We start from the raw sequence: 19,596 nt of genomic DNA, 5'->3' as shown, positions 1-19,596 counted from the left end.
GCTTAGAAAATCTAATTGTTTAAGTAAAATTGCGTGCAATGGATGCCAGGAGCTACTTCTATTGAGCCCTGTTCCTGGAACCCCAAAGCTTTATAAAGGCTAATCGCTGGTTTGTTTGCAGTGCCGGTACTGACGGCAAACTCATAGCCGTCATATTGCTTCAGCAAATATTCCACCAAACTCTTGCCGATGCCTTTACGAAAATGGTTCGGACTTACGACCAGTCGATGGATATCGACAACTCCCTCTTTAACTCGGTATGATATTACTCCTTGCAACTGCCTTTCAAGATAGCCAGTGAATATTTCAGTGCTGTTTTGAATTTCTGCAAAGGTTTCATGAAGCTGTGGAATTCCATCAAAGCCCATCAGCTCAGCCTCAACCCTATAAGCTTCTTGCTGGATTTGTTGAATTTCTTTGGCAATTTGTGCGTTTTGATGATCTAGTTTGAGAATTATAATTCATCACCTCATGTTAACTTTACCACGATGCGATTCCTGAGGTTCACAATTTTTATTTTTGTAGAAAATGGAGCAATTCGTCAAATCTGGCGGTTGCATCCTGGTAGCCTTGATTGTACAAATTTTCGAGTTTTTTTGGATCCCGCTCAATGCCCTTAATTTTATATAAATTCATTGGCCGTATCACCAAAGCAAGGCCCTCGCTTTCCAACATCTCAATAAATTCCATGGTTTCGTTGTAATACATATGCCGATTTTCCATTGTTTTAGCGATTGCTGGGTATTGGCGGACAAATGCTGGCATGATTTTTGCAAATCGGCTTTTCTTTTTCCGGTATCCCTTTTCTCTGGTCAAGATAATTACCGGTTTCGTCACGCCATCTGACAAAGCTTTCCGAATCGGCAATGGATCGGCAATGCTGCCATCCATTAGTAGTTTGCCGTTAAATTCCACTGGCCGTGACATGAGGGGAAGAGAACTCGAAGCTCTAACAATAGCCAGGACATCTTCCGGCCGATTTGGCTTTTGGAAATAAACGGCTTTACCAGTTAGGCAATCTGTTGCGCCCACCACAAACTCTTCTGTCGCGTCTTGAAAGCGTCCATAATCAAAAGGAACCAAACTGTTCGGAATTCGATCAAAAATCAAGTCCATACCAAAAAGTTCCCGTTTCACAAGCAAATTTTTTACTGAGATGTATTCAGGATGATTAATATAACCAATCGTCACTTCCCGATTGCGGCCATTTTGTCTGGAGATGTAAGATGAGGCGTGGCAAGCTCCTGCTGAAACGCCTATTACGTAATCGACAAAAATCTTTTCTTCCAAAAGTTTTTCGAGAACGCCACCGGTATAAACCCCGCGCATTCCGCCGCCTTCCAATATCAAGCCACTCTTCATCTAAATCCCCCCTAAGGCTGATTTAACCGACTTTCTCAATCAACTCCGGTTTATTGTTCTTAGGCGAATTAACTTCCTCGGATACACGATAGGCTTCCATCTCTTCTGCTTTGTATGGTTTCATCAGGTCTTTCAATGTTTCAATATCCTCTACCTGGGGATCCAGCCAGATTTTCTCGCCTTCTTTCGTCAGGATAACGGGCATCCGGTCATGGATGGATTCCATCAAAGCGTTGGGGCCAGTCGTCAATATCGAACAGCTATTGATAATTTCTCCTTCGGGTGAGTGCCATGATTCCCAAAGGGCGGCAAAAGCAAAAGGTTCTCCGGTTTTCAATTTGATGCGCATCGGAATTTTCGCCCCGTCTTTTCGCTGCCATTCATAAAAAGAGTCAGCCACCACCAGACAGCGTTTCTTTTTGAAGGCATTGCGGAAGCTTGGTTTTTCCGCCGCTGTTTCAGATCTGGCATTAATCATCTTGTACCCAATTTTGGCGTCTTTTGCCCATGGAGGAATCAGTCCCCACTGAAGTTTACCAAGGCGGTTTTTATCTCCATCATTTACAACCGCCAACACTTGCTGTGAAGGGGCAACATTATAGCTGGCGGAATATTCATCTTCATGTACCGTTGTATTTTCAATATGAAAACGTTCAATTATTACCGCATAATCCGTAAACAACGAATACCTTCCACACACGCTCATCACTCCTTTAGGTAATGGTTCGCTCACCCTAAATATAACAGATAATTCTATTTATTTCCGCGTTATTGTCTTTGTACCCGAAAATATTCAGACAATTTCTCGTTCGTTAAAATAAAAGCTATTGGCATTTTTACTAACCTTCAGTCTAGGCATTCTATTAATTTCAGCACCTATCTTTATTCTGTTAAATCCATAGCCCTAAGCCTCTGCACTCGCTTAGACTCAAAATTCATGGAAAATTCGTTAAGGTCCCTTAAATGGCTAAATAGTGTTATAATAGAAGAACAACGAGTTATATTAGGAGGAATCACATGGCTACTGCACGCGAAATGAGTCTCGTCAACAAGGATTTTCTGGTTGAAGAATTAGGGCTGAAACAACAAGGAAACTCAACTATCTTTATGAATGAAGATTGTTTTGTCTTATCCCCATCTGTTCAGCGATATGAAAAAGGATTTGATGTCAGTGAATTTAATTTGGCAAAGTTCGATCCGGAACGTCAACAAGGCTTTTTGCTCGTACGGTACATGGATACCTTTTTAATGGCAAAACTTGAAAGCTTCACGAAAAAAATGATGCTTCCTGAACTTCAAATCAAAAAGAAAAATACAAAACCGCACTGGAAATTCACAGTTGCTGAAAACCCGGCCTATCATATCGTTAATACTCAAAACAAGGAACTGCGTTACAGACTGCAGGAACCGACAAAAAAACAAATCGCTTCTTTCTTTAAGAAAATATAAATTTTTCCCGCTGCCTGTGCGCACGCGGGTTTTTTTGTTCCGTCCTACCATTAAACGAGCTCGATCTAGCCGGAGTTCCCGATTATCCATACTTTCTTTTCAATTATATGGATTGCTTGTTTGGTAATGGTAAACTAACAAATAGCATGACAGTGATTAGTGAATGGATGTGGACTATGGAACCTCAGCGCTATACCGTAAAAGATCGAGAGTTTTGGAAAATTATACTTAGCCTCCTGTTTGCTTCTTTGTTTATCTTTGCGAACATGTATGCCGTTCAGCCCTTATTGCCTGTTTTCGTCGATGAATTTCAAGTCTCCGTTTCAACAGCGAGCTTATCACTGTCTTTGACCATCGTTGGTTTAATAGTCGGCTTAATTATTCTCGGTTTTTTCTCTGATCGCAACGGCAGAAAATCCTATATCATTTATTCATTGCTCGGTTCAGCGATTCCATTTTTCATCATTCCGCTGACCGACTCCTTCACCGTTCTGTTGCTTCTCCGGTTCATCCAAGGGTTTGCGCTGGCAGGTGTTCCTGCTGCGGCGCTCGCCTATATTAGCGAAGAAATTGACAGAAAAAACATTGCCTATGCTACGGCTCTCTATATTTCGAGCAATGCATTGGGAGGCATGCTCGGCCGTTTCTTAACCGGCTATTTGACGGATCATTTTTCCTGGCAAACCTCCTTTTATGTATTTGCAGTGACAGGACTTCTATTATTCGCAGCGGTTGTCTACTTGCTGCCACCGTCCCGAAACTTCTATTCTACCCAATTAAGTTTCGCAAAAGACATTGAAGGATTCCTGTTCCATTTGAAAAACCCGGCCCTTCTCGTCGTTTTCGGGCTTGGTGCCGTTCTCCAGATCTCCTTTACTGGTATTTGGACCTACTTGCCTTTCTATTTGCAAGCTCCACCATATTCTATGTCGCTGCAGGCGATATCGTATTTGTTCTTTGCTTACGGCATTGGCGTCATTGGTTCCCCTATGGCAGGACGTGCAGCTGAAAAATTTGGTTTGCGCAATGTTCGCCTGGCAGGAGTATTCTTATTATCAGTTGGCATTTTTATGACACTCAGCCCGTACCTTTGGATCATTGTCATTGGCCTTTGTGTAACCTGTCTTGGCTTTTTCACTTCCCATTCTTTGACTGCCGCCTCTGTTGGCCAACAAGCCAATCATCATAAAGGCAGTGCTTCCAGTTTATATTTGGTCGCTTACTACATTGGCGTCGCTGCAGGCAGTTCCCTGTTAAGTCCTCTGTGGACTTCTGTCGGCTGGACAGGCTTGGTTCTTTTCACAGCCATCTTGCCGCTTCTTTATATACTGGCAATCACGTTATATAGAAAAAAAGCAGGCTCAACCGGAAGGTGAGCCTGCTTTTTGCTAATGATTAAATTTTACTCAAGAAATTCAGGTGGTATCGACAATAAGTCAATTCCCCAAACAAGCGGAAGGAAATAGAATACCGCAAGTCCGACAAAGAAAATGCCGAATAAATTAAGAGCCAATCCCGCTTTTGCCATGTCTGAGATCTTCAAATATCCAGAACCAAAGACAACGGCATTCGGAGGTGTAGCGACCGGCAGCATGAACGCACACGATGCCGCTACTGCAGCAGTCACCATCAATGCATACGGATGAATGCTGAGAGCAACTGCAAGAGATGCCATGATTGGGAACATCATTGAAGCGGTTGCTGTATTGGACGTGATTTCAGTCAAGAACAATACGAGTGCAGCCACTACGAGGACAATAATCAAGACATTAACACCTTGCAGCCCGATCAATTGATTGCCGATCCATTCAGACAGACCGGAGTTTGTAAAACCAGCTGCAATCGCCAATCCGCCGCCAAACAGCAGCAAAATTCCCCAAGGCAACTTCACGGCTGTCGCCCAATCAAGCAGGTGATCACCTTTTCTGTTTTTTGAAGGAATGATAAATAGGATCATTGCAGCGATCAATCCAACCATTGCATCTGTCATTTCCAAGTCTGGCGCAAAAGCATCCAGAACAAACGAACGGCTGATCCAAGCGAGTGCTACAGCTACAAAAACGACGAAGACAGCTTTTTCTTCATACGAGGGTTTCCCCAAGTCTGCTTTTTGTTGATAGATTACTTCACTGCCGCCCGGCAAGTTTTTCAACTTTTGCGGATAAGCAATTTTCACCAAGTAAACCCAGGCGACTAAAATGAAAATCCAAGCTAATGGCACACCAAACATCATCCATTGTGCAAACGTAATTTCAATTCCATAAATTTCGTTGACCGCACCTGCCAATAACGTATTTGGTGGAGTTCCGATCAGAGTGGCAATTCCGCCTAGTGAAGCGGAATAAGCAATCCCTAGCATAAGGGCTTTACCAAAGCCGAAATTTTCTTTTGTAGTATCAATTGAAGGGTCGTCCTTCAATGCATCTGATACTTGATAGATGATTGCTAAGCCGATCGGCACCATCATCATCGCCGTTGCTGTGTTGGAAATCCACATGGACAAAAATCCAGTGGCAACCATAAAGCCAAGAATAATACGTTCCGTATTGGTCCCAATCAAGGAGATGATTGTAAGAGCAATTCGCTTATGTAAATCCCATTTCTCCATAGTCAAGGCAATCATAAATCCGCCCATAAACAGGAAGATTGTGTCGTTGCCATACGAAGAAGTTGTAGCGCTTACATCTAGTCCGCCAGTCATTGGAAATAGAACAATCGGCAAGAGCGATGTGGCCGGAATCGGAATCGCTTCCGTAATCCACCAAGTAGCAATCCAGATTGTGCTGGCCAGTATCGCTTTCGCTTCAGGAGGCAGCCCATCGGGATTAAAAAATAGCAAGGTTAAAATGAAGAGCAGTGGTCCGAGAAACAGACCAATTAATTGAGGGGTATTATAACTGCGGTTTTTCTTGCGTTCGTCATAGGATCCGGCGTCTTCTGCCCGATCGCGGTCATCGGGTATACCGGACCCTGGGTTGGTAAACAGACGAAATGTATCTTTTGCCTGATCATGCTTTTCCCACATCCAGTTCCATGTTGCTGAAATCATTTGATCCCTCCATTGTCTTAAAAAAAAGAATTTTTCAATAATTATCTTTATTAGTGTACCTGTTAATATCATGTTTAACAAGACAGAATAAGATGGATTTTTTTACCTTTTTAAAATAAAAAACCAAGAGCTTCCCGCTCCTGGTTTTAATCGTTTTTTTATCTACTCGGCTTTCCATCTTACTTTTCTTCGGATTCGCCTATTTGGTTTTTTTCATCGCCGACTCCTGTATTGCTATGGGCGCCCCTTTTGTCCATCTTCCTGCCGTCTTCTCTTGACTCCTGATCAATGCTCTCAAATTCTTCACGCTGTCTCCGGTTGTGGCTGCTTTGCGGATTTGCGTCCTTAGAAAAATCATTGTTAGACATAAAATCATTCCTCCTAGTTAAGTGTGTACTTGTACACTTCCCTTCTGTCAAAGAGTAAAACGTTTACAGTGAAAAGATTACTCCGTATCCGAAATAGACACAAAGAAGCGACAAAATGGCAAAAACCAGGTATTCTGAAGTACCTCCAGTTGTAGCTGTCAATGGGAAACGAGCATTCCATTTCAATGGAAAAAACAGTTTAACCCCTCTTTTGGTCGCCATATCCAATACAATATGACTGGCCATTCCTACCAACAATCCGGCCGAAATATCTTCGATAGGCATAAAATTATGCAGCAGAACTGCAATAATAATTAAGAACAGCAAACTATGCGTAAATGTGCGATGACCGAAAAGACCATTAATAAGTTTAGATATGATTGGCAAAGCACGGCCAATTTTGCTGCTGCCGTGGCAAATATCTGGAATTAGTGAGCCCACTACGCCCGCTCCCAACAAGAGACCCGGTTCGTAATTTGTGATTTGTGCAAATGCAAGGCTTGCTGCTACGCCTCCTATGATGTGAGTCTTGCCTGTCATACTTTCCTTCTCCTTTATCGCGCGATATCATTGTCATTTTTATTATACTAAAAATCATGTATGCTGAAGATAGCATCTTTGATTATTAATACTTGTTTAGTTTAACCCAATCACAAGGAGGCGTCATTATGGGCATTCACCGTTTTTTTACTTCATTGAATGATTTGGAAAGAATTATTCGGGCACCGGGCATGTTTAAATTCGAAGAACATAATGTTGCAGCCCATTCGTGGAAAGTAAGCCAGTACGCGATGTTCTTTGCCACGATCGAAGAACGTGAAGGCCGTGAAATCGATTGGAAATCATTATATGAAAAAACCATTAACCACGATTTTGCTGAGGTGTTTATTGGCGATATTAAAACACCCGTCAAGTATGCTTCACCCGAATTAAAGGAAATGATCGCAAAAGTAGAAGAAGGCATGATGGAGAAGTTCATTCTTCGGGAGATACCCGAAGAATTTCGTGAAGTCTTTTTTAATCGCATGAAAGAAGGAAAAGATGCAACCATTGAAGGAAGACTGCTTGAGATGGCGGACAAGTTGGATCAGTTTTACGAGGCCTTTGCAGAGTTGAAACGCGGCAATACCGACAAGGAATTTGTGGTCATGTACCGAGTTGCATTAACGAAACTGCTGGATCTTCCATTGCCTGCTAGCGTTGGGTACTTTAAAAATGTCATGCTCGATGATGTAATTAATGAAGATACGGCTATTGATGTTAAAGAAATCACACGCCAAATCATTGCTGAGCACTAGTCTCCGCTCTATATTTCACGGTCAAATTATGGTAAATTTAACACCAAGAAATACTTTCGGAGGTGAATCCCTTAATTAAGGGAATTTATTGGACCCCATACTGATATTGAATTTAGCACTGCTCTTCTTATTAATCGCGTTAACGGCTGTTTTCGTCGGCTCGGAATTCGCTGTCGTTAAAGTCCGGATGTCGCGCATCGACCAGTTGATTGATGAAGGAAATAAAAAAGCTGTATTGGTCAAAAAGATCACCAGTGATCTTGACTATTACCTTTCCGCATGTCGGCTCGGCATTACCATCAGTGCCCTTGGATTGGGTTGGTTGGGCGAGCCAACCGTCGAAAGGCTTTTACGTCCTTTGTTCGAAATGCTCGATGTTCCTTCTGCAGCGTCTACTGTCATTTCATTTGCGCTGGCTTTTTCACTGGTAACTTTTCTCCATGTCGTTTTTGGAGAAATGGCACCGAAATCATTAGCTCTTCAGTTCTCTGAACACATGACGCTGTTGCTGTCACCTTTTCTGTATGGATTTGGAAAGCTCGTGTATCCATTCATTTTTATTCTAAATGGTGCAGCTCGTGTCCTTCTGCGAATTTTTGGTGTAGAACCAGCCAAAGAATCACAAGCCCATTCTGAGGAAGATTTGAAAATCATCATGGCCCAAAGCTTTCAAAGTGGAGAAATCAACCAAACTGAGTTGTCTTACATGCAGAATATTTTTGCTTTTGACGAACGCAGTGCCAAAGACGTCATGATTCCACGCACTCAAATGGTTGCCTTCTCAGACGATTTGACGAATGATGAACTTTTGACTGAAATCCGTGAACATCGCTTTACACGCTACCCCATTGCGAGGGACGGCGATAAGGACGATTTGATTGGCTTTATCAACGCCAAAGAAGTATTGACACATTATGCCGTTAACGGACAGTTTGAAATGTCGGAACTTATCCATGATCTCCCTTATTTCCACGAAACAACACCGCTTCAAAGTGCTTTGGTGAAAATGCAAAAAGAGCGTACACACATCGCCTTGGTCATTGATGAATACGGCGGCACTTCGGGATTGATTACGATGGAAGATATATTGGAAGAAATTGTCGGAGAAATCCGTGATGAATTTGATGAAGACGAAGACGAAGAAATAGTGAAAGAAAGCGATGCGCGTTACCTTTTAAGTGGGCGTGTCCGTTTAAAAGATCTGGAGGAACGCTTTGGCTTTAAATTTGAAGACAGTGAAGATATTGATACAATTGCCGGTTGGATTCAGCATCAGCTAATTGAAGCCGAGACCGGTGATCGCTTTATCAAAGAAGATTGCCAATGGTCCATCGTTGAAATGGAGAATCATCATATTTTAAAAGTGGCCTGCGATTTGCTGCCAAAATCATAGTGAAAAGAGTGGCCTGTGGATGGCCACTCTTTTTTATATGCAAATATAATAGGCGTTTGTTTATCATTTTAGGATTAGCAGGCGGCACAACGGGGCATATAAAGAGTGACCAATATAGAAAAAAAGGAGGTTGTCACATGAGTAAATCTGTAGACTTCGCCAAAGAACTTGGCGGTGAATTCAAGAAAGATAATGCAACAACCCTTGCAGCAGCACAAGCTTATTACTATCTTCTAGCTATCGTTCCTTTATTGATCTTGCTGCTGGCTATCCTGCCTTACCTTCAGATCGACCCGCAGAGAGCCGTAGATTTTATCGGCACCATTCTCCCGGGAGAAGTAGCTTCAACTTTTGAGGACACAATCGTCAGCGTTGTTACGACTCCATCAGGCGGTCTGTTGACATTTGGTATTTTGGGTACACTTTGGTCCGCTTCTAACGCGTTAACTGCTTTTATCAATGCCACCAACCAGGCTTACGGCATTGAAGAAACTCGTTCGTTCATCAAACTGAAAGCAACAGCCATTATTTTAACGCTTGGTATGTTAGTTGCTGTCATTGTTGCGCTGATCTTGCCGATATTCGGTGGTGCAATTATCGATTTGATCAAAACGACCCTAAGCCTTCCTGAGCAGACTGAAATCATTTTCCAAGTTTTGCGTTGGGTGATTTCCATCTCAGTTATGAGTATTGTTTTGGCATTCATGTACAAATTTGCTCCTGACAAACACTTCCCATTTAAAGAAGTTATTGTTGGAGCAGTAATCGCAACAGTATTGTGGCAAGTCGTTTCACTCGGTTTTTCATTCTACGTATCCAACTTCGGCAGCTACTCTGCTACGTATGGCAGCCTTGGAGGACTTATTGTTCTGATGTTATGGTTCTTCCTGACCGGCCTGATCTTGGTAATTGGGGCTGAAATTAATGCCATTCTCCACAGAAGAAGAAATGCGAAAGCAGGAGCTTCGTCTGATCCTGTTGCACAAAGCGAAGCAAACCAAAAAGAAGCGAAAAACACTGAGTCATCTATGAACAATTATTAAACCAACAAGCCCCTCACCAATTTGGTGAGGGGCTTGTTTTAAATTTATCTATTAGTCAATCCATTTTTTCATATAGCGCCATCCATTCATCAATGGTGAAGGTTTTAACCTTGCCTTCCTGGACTTTTATCGCAAAATAATCAGTAGCCTTCTCCTCTGCGTTGAGCAAATGCAGAGAAACTCGCTCTACCTGATCGTCATTTTCAGTCGTGCGTTCTACCCACGATGGATAATCGAATGTTTTCCGGCGGTCGGCAGACTTTCGTTCCACCATTCCATTTTCCTGCAGCAGCAAAGTCCACTCCTCTTTAGTAAGGCACCGCGAATGGCTGTCATCCCTCAGCTTTTCGGTCTTGTTCATAAATTCAGCCAGCTCTGAATCAGCGGGAGCGACATTGTCGATCAGGATGAAACGGCCGCCTTTCTTTAAGACACGCGACATTTCGGCGATAAATCTTTCCGGGTTGGGGAAATGGTGAGGTGCAATTCGACAAATGGCTGCATCAAAGGTGTCTTTTAAAAAAGGCAATGCTTCAGCGTCGGCCAACACGTAGTGGATGTTGTCGAAGCTGCACCGCAAATGCTGCGCGGTATTTTCCAGCATCTCTTCCGTCAAATCTGTAGAAAACACTGTTCCCACATGAGGAGCCATTGTTTTTGTTACATGTCCCCCACCGGTTGCGATATCAAGGACCGTCCACACCTTCTCCGGCTCGAGCCATTCGACGAGCTTGGACAAATCATCTCCTTTGGCATGACTGTCGCTAGTAACGTACTTATCGGCATTTTTACCGAAGACTTCTTTTACTTTTTGTTTTGTCATCTTATCCATCCTTTTCTTTCTGACTTACATTCCTGGGCGATGCTTCAGGAAATTGCGGTACGCAAACCCTTCTACTTCCGCTTCTGTATAATGCTTCTGCAGCTCATTGATCAAGTTTGGAAATTCTGAGGCGTTGCTGAGTCCTGTAATATAAGAAGATATCCCGTCAAAATCGGATCCGATGCCGACTTGACCGATTCCGCCGAGCGAACAAAGATGATCGATATGACGAATCAAATCTGCGATGGTCGCCTGCTCGCTATCTTTATTGATAAATTGCGTATAGAACACCACATCGATCATGCCCTTATTGGCGAACATCGCCTGAATTTGCTGATCGTTGAGATTACGTGGATGATCGCAAAGCGCACGCGCATTGGAGTGGCTCGCAATCGGGTAGTCGGCCAGTTCTATAACTTCCCAAAATCCTTTTACCGACAAATGCGATACATCAGTAAATACGTGATGTTCATTGTTTAAGCGGACCACTTCTTTTCCGAATACCGTCAAACCGGCGCCCCTCGGATCGCCGACACCATCTGCGCAAAGATTGGCATTGTTCCAGGTCAAACCAATCGATAACACGCCTAACCGATACAACTGATGCAGTTTCATTAAGTCATTGCCGAACGCATCTGCTCCTTCCAGGGTCAACACAGCGCCAATTTCATGTACTTTTAATCGGTCAATGTCCTGCCAGTTTTTAATATGTATCATTAATGGATTTTTACCCAGAATCTCACTGTAAAACAAGTCTATTTGTTCTAGTGCATGCTGCCATTTTTCATCAGATGGCAATTCCGGGTGGACAAAGACTGCGAAGAATTGAACTTTCACACCCCCAACCTGCAGACGTTCAAAATTGGTATCTAATTCACGTGAATTTTGATAGTCCAGCAATTCTCCTTTGAATAACGCATTGCGTTTCGCCACCTGCAGCTTCAGCAGTGCATCGCAATGTGTGTCAAAAATCTTCATTTGTTTCTCTCCTTTTTCAGTACATTTAGATCGAACTTCTCCTCTACGGATACTAAAGATTTTAGGAATCATCCCGTTTGTAAAATTTGTCTATACCAAACATACAGAACTTTCTGACGGAATACCAGCACCCGTTAGTGCTAGTGGTAGATTGCAAAGAAAAAAACGGAAAGCTTGTGAGCTTCCCGTTTCTACTAAATCTAATAAATATTCAATTGCTTGGATCTGATGCCACTACCTTGAGCTCATCCGCCTGTTTGCAGTTTTGTCGTATAAATTAAGCTGTCTCCTACAAAAATACGGCATTCCATCATGCAAAAACCCAATCCGATTGATACCTTAATTTTTTCAAATTCGTTGTTTCCATTTTTTATTTTCCCAAACAAACGGGCAGACAAATGCAGTCCTACTTGTTCATCCTGTAATACCCCATCCACAAATAGTTGTTGATTGGTCCATGTAGTAACGACGCGAATCACATGTTCACCATACTTTACTGTCCATACATCCCTCATACGTTGGCCCCCTGTTCCTGCTTTTCATAAAAGTATAACAGAGAAAGAAACAATCGACATTGCACAGAGAATGACGAGAGTTATATTTAATAATAGTTGAAGACAAATATTTCTATTCCTTCAAGAAAAGTTCCCACAAAATTGTGGGAACTTTTCTTATTTATGCATTCATATTTTCCAATCGTTCGTCTCTGTCTTTTTCTGTCTCTGCAACATAAACTGCACATGCAGCATCGCCTGAAATATTAACAGCTGTTCGTGTCATATCCAACAAACGGTCAATCCCGATGACAAGGCCGATTCCTTCAGGAGGAAGTCCAACACTGCTCAATACCATGGCCAGCATGATGAGTCCAACACCCGGAACACCAGCTGTACCGATACTTGCGAGTACGGCCGTCAAGACGACTGTCGCCAGATCTACCGCAGACAATTCAATGCCATAAGCCTGTGCAATGAACATTGTCGCTACCCCTTGCATAATAGCTGTTCCGTCCATATTGATTGTAGCCCCCAAAGGCTGCACGAACGAACTGACAGACTTTGGCACACCCAGCTTGTCTTGCGCCACTTCCATCGAAATCGGCAAAGTCGCCGTGCTGCTCGATGTACTAAAACCAACACTCATTGCAGGTGCAAAGTTTTTGAAAAACCAGATTGGGCTTTTCTTCGCTAAAAACTTTACGGTTCCTCCATACGTGAAAATCGCATGAATTAAAAGGGCCGCCACAATAACTAGCATGTAAGAGCCCATTGCTTTCATGGCTGAGAACCCTTGAGAACCCACAGCTGTAGCAATCAAACCAAACGTGCCGTATGGAGCAAACTTCATGACAATGCCTACTAAGTACATCATGACGTCATTGCCTTGTTCAAACAAATGAACCAAGCCTTTGGTTTTTTCGCCAAGCGCTGTTAATGCCAAGCCGATAAAGACAGCAAACACAATAATTTGCAGCATGTTGCCTTCACCCAAAGAGGCAATGGGGTTCGTTGGTATCATATTCAACAAAGTTTCGCCAACAGATGGTGCTTCTTCTGTTTCAAACTCTGCTGCTGCCAGGTCGAAGTCACCTGCAAGACCCGGTTGAATAACTGCTGCCAAAGACAATCCAATTAGAATCGCAATGGTGGTAGTCACTAGAAAATAACTGACCGTTTTAACGCCGATCCGCCCCAACTTGGCTGGGTCGCCCAGTCCCGCAGTTCCCAAAATAATAGAAAACAATACGAGCGGAACAACGAGCATATTAATTAAACTTAAAAATATTTGGCCAAGCGGCACAAATAAGTATGTATTCAACGTTTCAAATGAATTGGGTGCGAATAGATTGATCAGTAAACCAACAATTGCTCCCAAGACCAGTCCAGTTAGTACTTTTACAGTTAATCCAGGCTTTTTCATTCAGTTCCCTCTTTCGTTTCTAGACATAAAAACTATTTTATAGGAAAGTATCTGTTTGGTACAAGCTTTAATTAATTCACCAAATCTACTGGGTATTCTAAATAAAATATTTTTTCGCAATAGAAAAACCTATGTAAATGAATATCCATTTACATAGGTTTCAGCTTAACAACAAGCCTTATCCAAATTGCCCAGTCTTTTTTGTCCTATTAAACTATAACTTGCCACATGAAATCCTTTTTGACGAAGCAGGCGAGCTGCCAAGTTTTTTTCCAGCTCGGTTTCGGCGATTAGGTGCAGCGGTTTCTTTGGTATTTCCTGATACCCTCTCGTAAAATATGAAATCGGAAGCTTAAAAGCTTCTGGAACTGTTTTTTTATCGGACACATTATAAGCTCGGACATCCAGCAAAGCAAAGGATTTGTCATCCAGGTGATCGAGCTGCTCCTGTTTTAATCCGGCAACTGGAATATACCGTTTATATGCTCCGTAAACGGTTAAAGAAAGCGGTACTCCAATCACTAAGACACATGTAATCATTTTATTTCTCCTTCTTTTATATCAGTTAAATCTAAATTTTAACTATCTTTCCTATTCACTAAACCAGTATTTCTTCTTTCCACTTTGAATAGCCGCCCGTGAGATTCACTAGGTTGTCGAAGCCATTTGCTTTGAGAATGCTCGCTGCAATCGCTGAACGTGCGCCCGCCTGACATTGGACGATTACGGTTTTGTCCGATTCGACTTCATCTAACCGATTTTTTAAGGTGCCTATCATAATATGATCAGAGTCTTTGATATGTCCTTCATCATACTCGGTTTGGCTGCGAACATCGAGTACGTAGCCTTCTCCATCCTCGATCATCTGCTTTGCCTGTTCCGGAGAGACGTTTTTGTATGAATCCAGTTGCGCTGCTTCATTGATCGCCTTTTCGGCATCCACATAGCCGGCTATATCATCGATCCCAATTGAATGCAAGACCTCTAGCACCTCATTCAGAAATTGGGGCTCCAGCAAGAGGTACAGCGGTTTTTTGTAATCCACAATCCATCCTGCCCAATTGGCAAACGATTTATTAAATGGAATATTGATGGTTCTTGAAATGTAGCCATTGCTAAATGAAGATGCAGGACGCAAATCCAGAACTTGCTGACCATCTGCAATTAATGCCTCCAGTTCTTTTACTGACTCGACTAATTTGGGCTCAGGAAGATCCTTCAATAGTTCCACACCTGTTTTATTGACCGATTTCATAACCGCAAAATAATAGGGCGGTTCAGGCTGTCCATCTAATAATTCTTTCTGGAAGGCCTCGGCATCATCGTATTGCAAAGCCCAATTGAACAACTTCTCATACCCGACAGTAGTAGAAGGGACGGCGCCGAGTGCTTTGCCGCAGGCACTTCCTGCTCCGTGTGCTGGCCACACCTGAAGATAATCAGGCAATTTTTTAAAGCGTTCGAGTGATTTGAATAACTCTTTTGCTCCTGCTTCGGAAGTTCCTTTCATGCCTGCTGCTTTTTCAAGCAAATCAGGTCTTCCCACATCTCCTACAAATACGAAATCTCCTGTGAAAATACCCATTGCCTTATCTGCCGAACCGCCGCGATCCGTCAATAAGAACGAAATGCTTTCAGGTGTATGGCCTGGCGTATGCATCACATCAAACACAAGATTTCCGATCTTGAACTGGTCTCCATCCTTCAATAATTGATGTTTTAGGTGATTGATGTTCTGATATTTCCACTCTGCGTCGCCTTCATCGGACAAATACAAGGTAGCTCCGAAACGATTTGCTAATTCGCGCGATCCCGAAACAAAGTCAGCGTGAATATGCGTTTCAAGAGCGCCTACAATATTTAGGTTCTCTTTGGCAGCAAGCTCTTCATAAGCCACAATATTACGCATTGGATCTATTACTACCGCTTCCCCCGTTGCTTGGCAGCCTACTACATATGAAGCGTGCGCTAAATTTTCGTCGTAGAAATATCGCAATAACATCTCATCAATCCCTTTCAGTTTCTTATTAACCTCAATATACCACTAGGGGTATATTGAGTAAACTATTATGCTTAGAGAGATTCATGCTACACAAATAAAGACTGCATCTCAAAAGCCATTTGCATGACGTTTAGACACAGTCTTGGATATTTTCTTTATTACTTTGTTTATCGATAAATAGGGAGCTTATAATTTTTAACCAGTGTTGTTCTTTATGTCACTTTGGAACTTTCTTTCAACTGATCATTCAGTTCCAGACGCCCAACATCACGCAGATGAACCTGGTCCGGACCATCAACCAACCGAAGCGTTCGAGCATAAGCATAGTGAGCTGCCAATGGGAAGTCCTCCGTTAAACCGGCACCCCCGAAAACTTGCATGGCGCGATCGATGACATTCAGTGTAACCCGGGGTACTGCAATCTTGATCATCGCAATTTCTTTGCGTGCTGCTTTGGCGCCTTCCCTATCAATTTTATGAGCAGCATGCAAAGTCAACAGACGCGCCTGTTCAATTTCAATCCGGCTTTCAGCGATAATCTCTCTAATAACATCTTTTTCTGCTAAGGTGGATCCGAACGCTACCCTGCTATCAGCGCGTTCACACAACAGCTCCAGTGCTCGTTCAGCAGCTCCAATGGCGCGCATGCAATGATGAATCCTTCCGGGTCCTAAACGACCCTGTGCAATTTCGAATCCACGCCCTTCGCCCAACAGCATATTGGAAGCTGGCACCCGCACATTGGTGTAATGGACTTCGGCATGTCCTTGTGGTGCATCGTCATAGCCAAAGACCGTCAACGGACGGATAATTTCTACTCCAGGCGTATCAAATGGAACCAAGATCATCGACTGTTGTTGATGCTTTGCTGCATTTGGATCTGTTTTTCCCATCACAATCGCAATTTTGCAACGGGGATCCATTGCTCCGGTTGTCCACCATTTTTTCGCGTTGATGACATAGTCGTCGCCGTCACGGACAATGCTGCTTTGGATATTAGTAGCATCAGAAGAAGCGACTGCAGGCTCTGTCATTGAGAAGCAGGACCGGATTTCCCCACGCAGCAAAGGTTCCAGCCATTGTTTTTTCTGCTCTTCAGTTCCGTATTTTACAAAAACCTCCATGTTGCCCGTATCTGGCGCATTGCAGTTGAACAGTTCTGGCGCAATCAAAGAACGGCCCATGATCTCGCATAAATGGGAGTAGTCATAGTTTGACAATCCTGCTCCATATTCCGGATGATCCAGAAACAAATTCCATAAGCCTTGCTCTTTCGCTTTTTCCTTTAGCTCTTCGATAATCGGCGGAATCGTCCACCGGTCCTCTGCTTCCTGCAAGTATTTTTCGACAGTTGATTCATTCGGATAAACATAGTCGTTCATAAATTTGATTAATTTCTTTCGCAACTCTTCGGCCTTTGGTGATAATTCTTTCAACATTTGCTTTCCTCCAATTTCCCAATATGTTTTCGGATGAAAATCTTTGCACAAATGAGAGCCCTTGCATTTTTAACCAAACTGATTCTTCTATAGATTCAAAGCTAGTATAGGCATTGTTTTTTTGAATTACAAGCCAAATTTCTAATTATCAGAATTCCATCCATAAAAAAGAGAAGTTTTGATTTAATCAAAACTTCTCTTGATGCTACTCACCTAAATCTACGTTGTGGTAGACCTGCTGAACATCTTCCAAATCCTCGATAGCATCAATCATTTTTTCGAACTGTGCCTGCGCATCTTCCGGCAGCGGCAGTTCGTTTTGAGCAAGCATCGTCAACTCTGCTACTGTAAACTCAGTAATTCCTGCATTTTTAAATGCTTCCTGCACCAAATGATATTGGTCCGGTTCAGCATAGACGATGACACCGTCTTCTTCCTCCATGATATCGCGGACATCGATATCCGCTTCCATCATCAGTTCCAGCACTTCGTCAGCAGTTTTTCCTTCGATTCCGAACACTGCCGTATGGTCAAACATATAAGCAACAGATCCGCTGACTCCCATGTTGCCGCCGTTCTTTCCAAACGCCGCGCGGACGTCTGATGCGGTGCGGTTGACGTTATTTGTCAACGTATCCACGATGACCATAGAACCATTCGGTCCGAATCCTTCGTAGCGCAATTCGTCATAGCTTTCTTCCGAGCCGCCTTTAGCTTTCTCCACTGCACGGTCGATAATCGCTCGTGGAATGCTGTAGGTTTTTGCACGTTCCAAAACTACTTTCAAAGCTTGGTTTGATTCTGGATCCGGTTCGCCCTGTTTGGCAGCTACATATATTTCACGTCCGAATTTTGCGTAAATCCGGCTTGTGTTGGCATCTTTAGATGCTTTCTTTTCCTTAATATTGTTCCATTTGCGTCCCATTCAATTTCCTTCTCTCTATAAATTCTCAATTTCTATGAAGTTCACTATGTACTATTATAGTACAAATCTTTCCGAAGTAACGCATTTTACAGCTAAAAACCACAGTTTTTGTCTGATCCAATACTTTGCATATCAGCAACTTTCCACAGTTTCAACTAATTATAACCCCAAACCCTTCTAATAAAAACGCAGCCCACTGCAGGCTGCGCTTTTTCAGAATTTATCCATCCGATGATATTCCGAAACTTGAATGACCCGAACGTTCCGCGTGTTCAGTTCATGATAGATTCCGCGGCTGTCATGAAACGAAATGTATTGATCCCGTTCGCTTTGTATCAATTGTTCGGCTTCTTCCTGTGACTCCATGTGAATAAAGCGGCGGATATAATGTTCTTCATCAAAAAAGTAGGTTATTTTGAATTCTTTCATTCGTATCCTCTCCTTATGATTGATAGGGAGCTTTTTGATGAAAATAATTTGGTTTAACCACATTGTTCTTATAAGGCTTGTGGAAAATATGTGTTGTGGCGGGAGACATTGGCGGAATGAGCCACGCCCAATTTCCGGTGACATCGCGCCCTTCCACTTCTTCTTTTTTCTCAAAATTTTTGAATTGCTTCGCTGCTGTGTGATGATCGACGATGGTCACACCTGCTTCCTGGAACGACTCCAGAACAGCGATATTCAATTCGACTAACGCTTTGTCTTTCCATAGAGAACGATTTGATTGTGTATTCAATTCCATGAGTTCTGCTACTGCAGGCAGAAGGTTATATCGATCCTCATCTGCCAAATTTCTGGCACCGATTTCTGTGCCCATATACCAGCCATTAAAAGGCGCCATCTTGTATGCAATGCCGCCAATTTCCAGCATCATGTCTGAAATGATTGGAATTCCGTACCATTTGATGCCAAGCTTTGAAAGTTCGGGGATTTCAGGATGCCCGATTTCGACTTCCATAATGGACTCCCGCGGAATTTCCTTCAGAACAGGTTCTTCACCCGGCAATTGAATGACCAAAGGCAAAATATCAAAAGCCGTTCCTGCTCCCTGCCAGCCAAGTTCCTGGCAAAGCTTCGTCAGTTCCACTGAACTGGAATCTCCAATGATGCCGGCCTCAGTTTCATATCCTGCATAGCGGATCAGCTGGTGATTCCATAAACGCAGCGATTCTTCCTGCTCCTTTGCTGCACGAAAAACAGTAATTGTGGGACGGATTTTTCCATTATTGCCAGCAAAATCAATATGCTGGACCAATGCATCAAAGATTCCTTCTGCCGTTGTTTGGTGGCGTTCATCAAAGACCGTTAGTGAATTCCAAAATAATCGGCCAATGCAGCGATTGTTGTTGCGCCACGCCATACGTGCTCCGTGCTCTAACTCCTCGAAACTGTGTGTATAAGTTCCGGTTTGCTCGATTTCTGATTTAATTTCAAGCAGCCTTTCAGCTTTCTGGTATTCATTTTTCCCCAGCTCATCGTAGCAAATTTCTATATATTCAGTAGCATCTTCCAATAAAAGCATCGTCGAATTGCTTATCATCATT

21 protein-coding genes are annotated in these 19,596 nt (G+C 42.9%); 5 read left to right on the top strand and 16 right to left on the bottom strand.

The genetic code is table 11. From position 1 onward, the window contains the following. Positions 1–11: 11 nt before the first annotated feature. From AC4EG4_RS17660 to AC4EG4_RS17650, 3 genes are all read right to left on the bottom strand, one after another. Positions 12–368: a GNAT family N-acetyltransferase gene (locus AC4EG4_RS17660; protein WP_490977239.1), complete on the bottom strand. Its 357-nt coding sequence runs from the start codon at positions 366–368 to the stop codon at positions 12–14. A 145-nt stretch (positions 369–513) separates the two neighbouring features. Then, positions 514–1,362, bottom strand: a complete 849-nt coding sequence (locus AC4EG4_RS17655) for a patatin-like phospholipase family protein (protein ID WP_490988561.1) — start codon at positions 1,360–1,362, stop codon at positions 514–516. Between the two features lie 22 nt (positions 1,363–1,384). Beyond that, positions 1,385–2,062 (bottom strand): SOS response-associated peptidase, encoded by a 678-nt coding sequence (locus AC4EG4_RS17650; protein WP_490977237.1) that lies wholly within the window; start codon positions 2,060–2,062, stop codon positions 1,385–1,387. A 317-nt stretch (positions 2,063–2,379) separates the two neighbouring features. Here AC4EG4_RS17650 and AC4EG4_RS17645 point away from each other — a divergent pair, with 317 nt between their 5' ends. Together AC4EG4_RS17645 and AC4EG4_RS17640 are read left to right on the top strand one after the other, a co-directional pair. Continuing rightward, positions 2,380–2,811, top strand: coding sequence for a hypothetical protein (locus tag AC4EG4_RS17645; protein ID WP_191715016.1), 432 nt, complete (start codon positions 2,380–2,382; stop codon positions 2,809–2,811). Positions 2,812–2,987: 176 nt separating this feature from the next. After that, positions 2,988–4,187 carry an MFS transporter gene (locus AC4EG4_RS17640; RefSeq protein WP_490988560.1) on the top strand — a complete coding sequence of 400 codons (1,200 nt, stop codon included), beginning with the start codon at positions 2,988–2,990 and terminating at the stop codon, positions 4,185–4,187. Positions 4,188–4,213: 26 nt separating this feature from the next. Here the strand turns inward: AC4EG4_RS17640 and AC4EG4_RS17635 are convergent, their stop codons facing one another. The 3 genes from AC4EG4_RS17635 to AC4EG4_RS17625 all read right to left on the bottom strand — a co-directional run bounded on the left by AC4EG4_RS17635 (position 4,214) and on the right by AC4EG4_RS17625 (position 6,768). After that, a complete protein-coding gene (locus AC4EG4_RS17635; RefSeq protein WP_490977228.1) occupies positions 4,214–5,860 on the bottom strand; it encodes an SLC13 family permease in 1,647 nt (548 codons plus the stop codon). Positions 5,861–6,039: 179 nt separating this feature from the next. Further along, entirely contained in the window at positions 6,040–6,228 is a 189-nt protein-coding gene (locus AC4EG4_RS17630) for a hypothetical protein (protein ID WP_490977227.1), read from the bottom strand. Between the two features lie 63 nt (positions 6,229–6,291). Beyond that, positions 6,292–6,768: a metal-dependent hydrolase gene (locus tag AC4EG4_RS17625; protein WP_490988559.1), complete on the bottom strand. Its 477-nt coding sequence runs from the start codon at positions 6,766–6,768 to the stop codon at positions 6,292–6,294. A 128-nt stretch (positions 6,769–6,896) separates the two neighbouring features. Here AC4EG4_RS17625 and AC4EG4_RS17620 point away from each other — a divergent pair, with 128 nt between their 5' ends. From AC4EG4_RS17620 to AC4EG4_RS17610, 3 genes are all read left to right on the top strand, one after another. Beyond that, positions 6,897–7,526 (top strand): YfbR-like 5'-deoxynucleotidase, encoded by a 630-nt coding sequence (locus AC4EG4_RS17620; RefSeq protein WP_490977225.1) that lies wholly within the window; start codon positions 6,897–6,899, stop codon positions 7,524–7,526. A gap of 88 nt (positions 7,527–7,614) precedes the next feature. Beyond that, entirely contained in the window at positions 7,615–8,919 is a 1,305-nt protein-coding gene (locus tag AC4EG4_RS17615) for a hemolysin family protein (RefSeq protein WP_490977224.1), read from the top strand. Positions 8,920–9,056: 137 nt separating this feature from the next. Next, the gene (locus tag AC4EG4_RS17610) at positions 9,057–9,962 is read left to right on the top strand and encodes a YihY/virulence factor BrkB family protein (protein WP_490988558.1); all 906 of its coding nucleotides are present in this window, start codon (positions 9,057–9,059) and stop codon (positions 9,960–9,962) included. A gap of 55 nt (positions 9,963–10,017) precedes the next feature. On the opposite strand, the gene AC4EG4_RS17605 is transcribed toward AC4EG4_RS17610, so the two are convergent. The 10 genes from AC4EG4_RS17605 to AC4EG4_RS17560 form a co-directional block, all read right to left on the bottom strand. Then, positions 10,018–10,785 carry a class I SAM-dependent methyltransferase gene (locus AC4EG4_RS17605; RefSeq protein WP_490988557.1) on the bottom strand — a complete coding sequence of 256 codons (768 nt, stop codon included), beginning with the start codon at positions 10,783–10,785 and terminating at the stop codon, positions 10,018–10,020. 24 nt (positions 10,786–10,809) lie between these two features. Beyond that, positions 10,810–11,763 (bottom strand): dipeptidase, encoded by a 954-nt coding sequence (locus AC4EG4_RS17600; protein ID WP_490977221.1) that lies wholly within the window; start codon positions 11,761–11,763, stop codon positions 10,810–10,812. A 245-nt stretch (positions 11,764–12,008) separates the two neighbouring features. Then, positions 12,009–12,278: a hypothetical protein gene (locus tag AC4EG4_RS17595; RefSeq protein WP_490988556.1), complete on the bottom strand. Its 270-nt coding sequence runs from the start codon at positions 12,276–12,278 to the stop codon at positions 12,009–12,011. Positions 12,279–12,438: 160 nt separating this feature from the next. Then, a complete protein-coding gene (locus AC4EG4_RS17590; RefSeq protein WP_490977219.1) occupies positions 12,439–13,683 on the bottom strand; it encodes a dicarboxylate/amino acid:cation symporter in 1,245 nt (414 codons plus the stop codon). Between the two features lie 165 nt (positions 13,684–13,848). Further along, the gene (locus AC4EG4_RS17585; protein WP_490988555.1) at positions 13,849–14,223 is read right to left on the bottom strand and encodes a rhodanese-like domain-containing protein; all 375 of its coding nucleotides are present in this window, start codon (positions 14,221–14,223) and stop codon (positions 13,849–13,851) included. 58 nt (positions 14,224–14,281) lie between these two features. Continuing rightward, complete coding sequence (locus AC4EG4_RS17580; RefSeq protein ID WP_490988554.1) at positions 14,282–15,685, bottom strand: MBL fold metallo-hydrolase; 1,404 nt, start codon at positions 15,683–15,685, stop codon at positions 14,282–14,284. A 212-nt stretch (positions 15,686–15,897) separates the two neighbouring features. Next, positions 15,898–17,124: an acyl-CoA dehydrogenase family protein gene (locus tag AC4EG4_RS17575; protein WP_490977216.1), complete on the bottom strand. Its 1,227-nt coding sequence runs from the start codon at positions 17,122–17,124 to the stop codon at positions 15,898–15,900. Positions 17,125–17,329: 205 nt separating this feature from the next. Continuing rightward, the gene (locus tag AC4EG4_RS17570) at positions 17,330–18,049 is read right to left on the bottom strand and encodes a YebC/PmpR family DNA-binding transcriptional regulator (RefSeq protein ID WP_490988553.1); all 720 of its coding nucleotides are present in this window, start codon (positions 18,047–18,049) and stop codon (positions 17,330–17,332) included. A 213-nt stretch (positions 18,050–18,262) separates the two neighbouring features. Then, a complete protein-coding gene (locus tag AC4EG4_RS17565; RefSeq protein WP_490988552.1) occupies positions 18,263–18,478 on the bottom strand; it encodes a hypothetical protein in 216 nt (71 codons plus the stop codon). A gap of 13 nt (positions 18,479–18,491) precedes the next feature. Continuing rightward, entirely contained in the window at positions 18,492–19,595 is a 1,104-nt protein-coding gene (locus AC4EG4_RS17560; RefSeq protein WP_490988551.1) for a nitric oxide synthase oxygenase, read from the bottom strand. Position 19,596: the final 1 nt, after the last annotated feature.

Source organism: Planococcus sp. TJ-201 (genome assembly GCF_058268495.1).
The sequence above is the reverse complement of the archived record's forward strand: the minus strand, read 5'-3'. Positions and strand labels throughout refer to the sequence as shown.

What these genes read in the sequence shown, in the direction of transcription:
- AC4EG4_RS17660 (WP_490977239.1), bottom strand. Translation starts at nt 368, where the DNA reads ATGGGCTTTGATGGAATTCCACAGCTTCATGAAACCTTTGCAGAAATT.
- AC4EG4_RS17655 (WP_490988561.1), bottom strand. Translation starts at nt 1,362, where the DNA reads ATGAAGAGTGGCTTGATATTGGAAGGCGGCGGAATGCGCGGGGTTTAT.
- AC4EG4_RS17645 (WP_191715016.1), top strand. Translation starts at nt 2,380, where the DNA reads ATGGCTACTGCACGCGAAATGAGTCTCGTCAACAAGGATTTTCTGGTT.
- AC4EG4_RS17640 (WP_490988560.1), top strand. Translation starts at nt 2,988, where the DNA reads ATGGAACCTCAGCGCTATACCGTAAAAGATCGAGAGTTTTGGAAAATT.
- AC4EG4_RS17635 (WP_490977228.1), bottom strand. Translation starts at nt 5,860, where the DNA reads ATGATTTCAGCAACATGGAACTGGATGTGGGAAAAGCATGATCAGGCA.
- AC4EG4_RS17630 (WP_490977227.1), bottom strand. Translation starts at nt 6,228, where the DNA reads ATGTCTAACAATGATTTTTCTAAGGACGCAAATCCGCAAAGCAGCCAC.
- AC4EG4_RS17625 (WP_490988559.1), bottom strand. Translation starts at nt 6,768, where the DNA reads ATGACAGGCAAGACTCACATCATAGGAGGCGTAGCAGCAAGCCTTGCA.
- AC4EG4_RS17620 (WP_490977225.1), top strand. Translation starts at nt 6,897, where the DNA reads ATGGGCATTCACCGTTTTTTTACTTCATTGAATGATTTGGAAAGAATT.
- AC4EG4_RS17610 (WP_490988558.1), top strand. Translation starts at nt 9,057, where the DNA reads ATGAGTAAATCTGTAGACTTCGCCAAAGAACTTGGCGGTGAATTCAAG.
- AC4EG4_RS17605 (WP_490988557.1), bottom strand. Translation starts at nt 10,785, where the DNA reads ATGACAAAACAAAAAGTAAAAGAAGTCTTCGGTAAAAATGCCGATAAG.
- AC4EG4_RS17600 (WP_490977221.1), bottom strand. Translation starts at nt 11,763, where the DNA reads ATGAAGATTTTTGACACACATTGCGATGCACTGCTGAAGCTGCAGGTG.
- AC4EG4_RS17595 (WP_490988556.1), bottom strand. Translation starts at nt 12,278, where the DNA reads ATGAGGGATGTATGGACAGTAAAGTATGGTGAACATGTGATTCGCGTC.
- AC4EG4_RS17590 (WP_490977219.1), bottom strand. Translation starts at nt 13,683, where the DNA reads ATGAAAAAGCCTGGATTAACTGTAAAAGTACTAACTGGACTGGTCTTG.
- AC4EG4_RS17585 (WP_490988555.1), bottom strand. Translation starts at nt 14,223, where the DNA reads ATGATTACATGTGTCTTAGTGATTGGAGTACCGCTTTCTTTAACCGTT.
- AC4EG4_RS17580 (WP_490988554.1), bottom strand. Translation starts at nt 15,685, where the DNA reads ATGTTATTGCGATATTTCTACGACGAAAATTTAGCGCACGCTTCATAT.
- AC4EG4_RS17575 (WP_490977216.1), bottom strand. Translation starts at nt 17,124, where the DNA reads ATGTTGAAAGAATTATCACCAAAGGCCGAAGAGTTGCGAAAGAAATTA.
- AC4EG4_RS17570 (WP_490988553.1), bottom strand. Translation starts at nt 18,049, where the DNA reads ATGGGACGCAAATGGAACAATATTAAGGAAAAGAAAGCATCTAAAGAT.
- AC4EG4_RS17565 (WP_490988552.1), bottom strand. Translation starts at nt 18,478, where the DNA reads ATGAAAGAATTCAAAATAACCTACTTTTTTGATGAAGAACATTATATC.
- AC4EG4_RS17560 (WP_490988551.1), bottom strand. Translation starts at nt 19,595, where the DNA reads ATGATGATAAGCAATTCGACGATGCTTTTATTGGAAGATGCTACTGAA.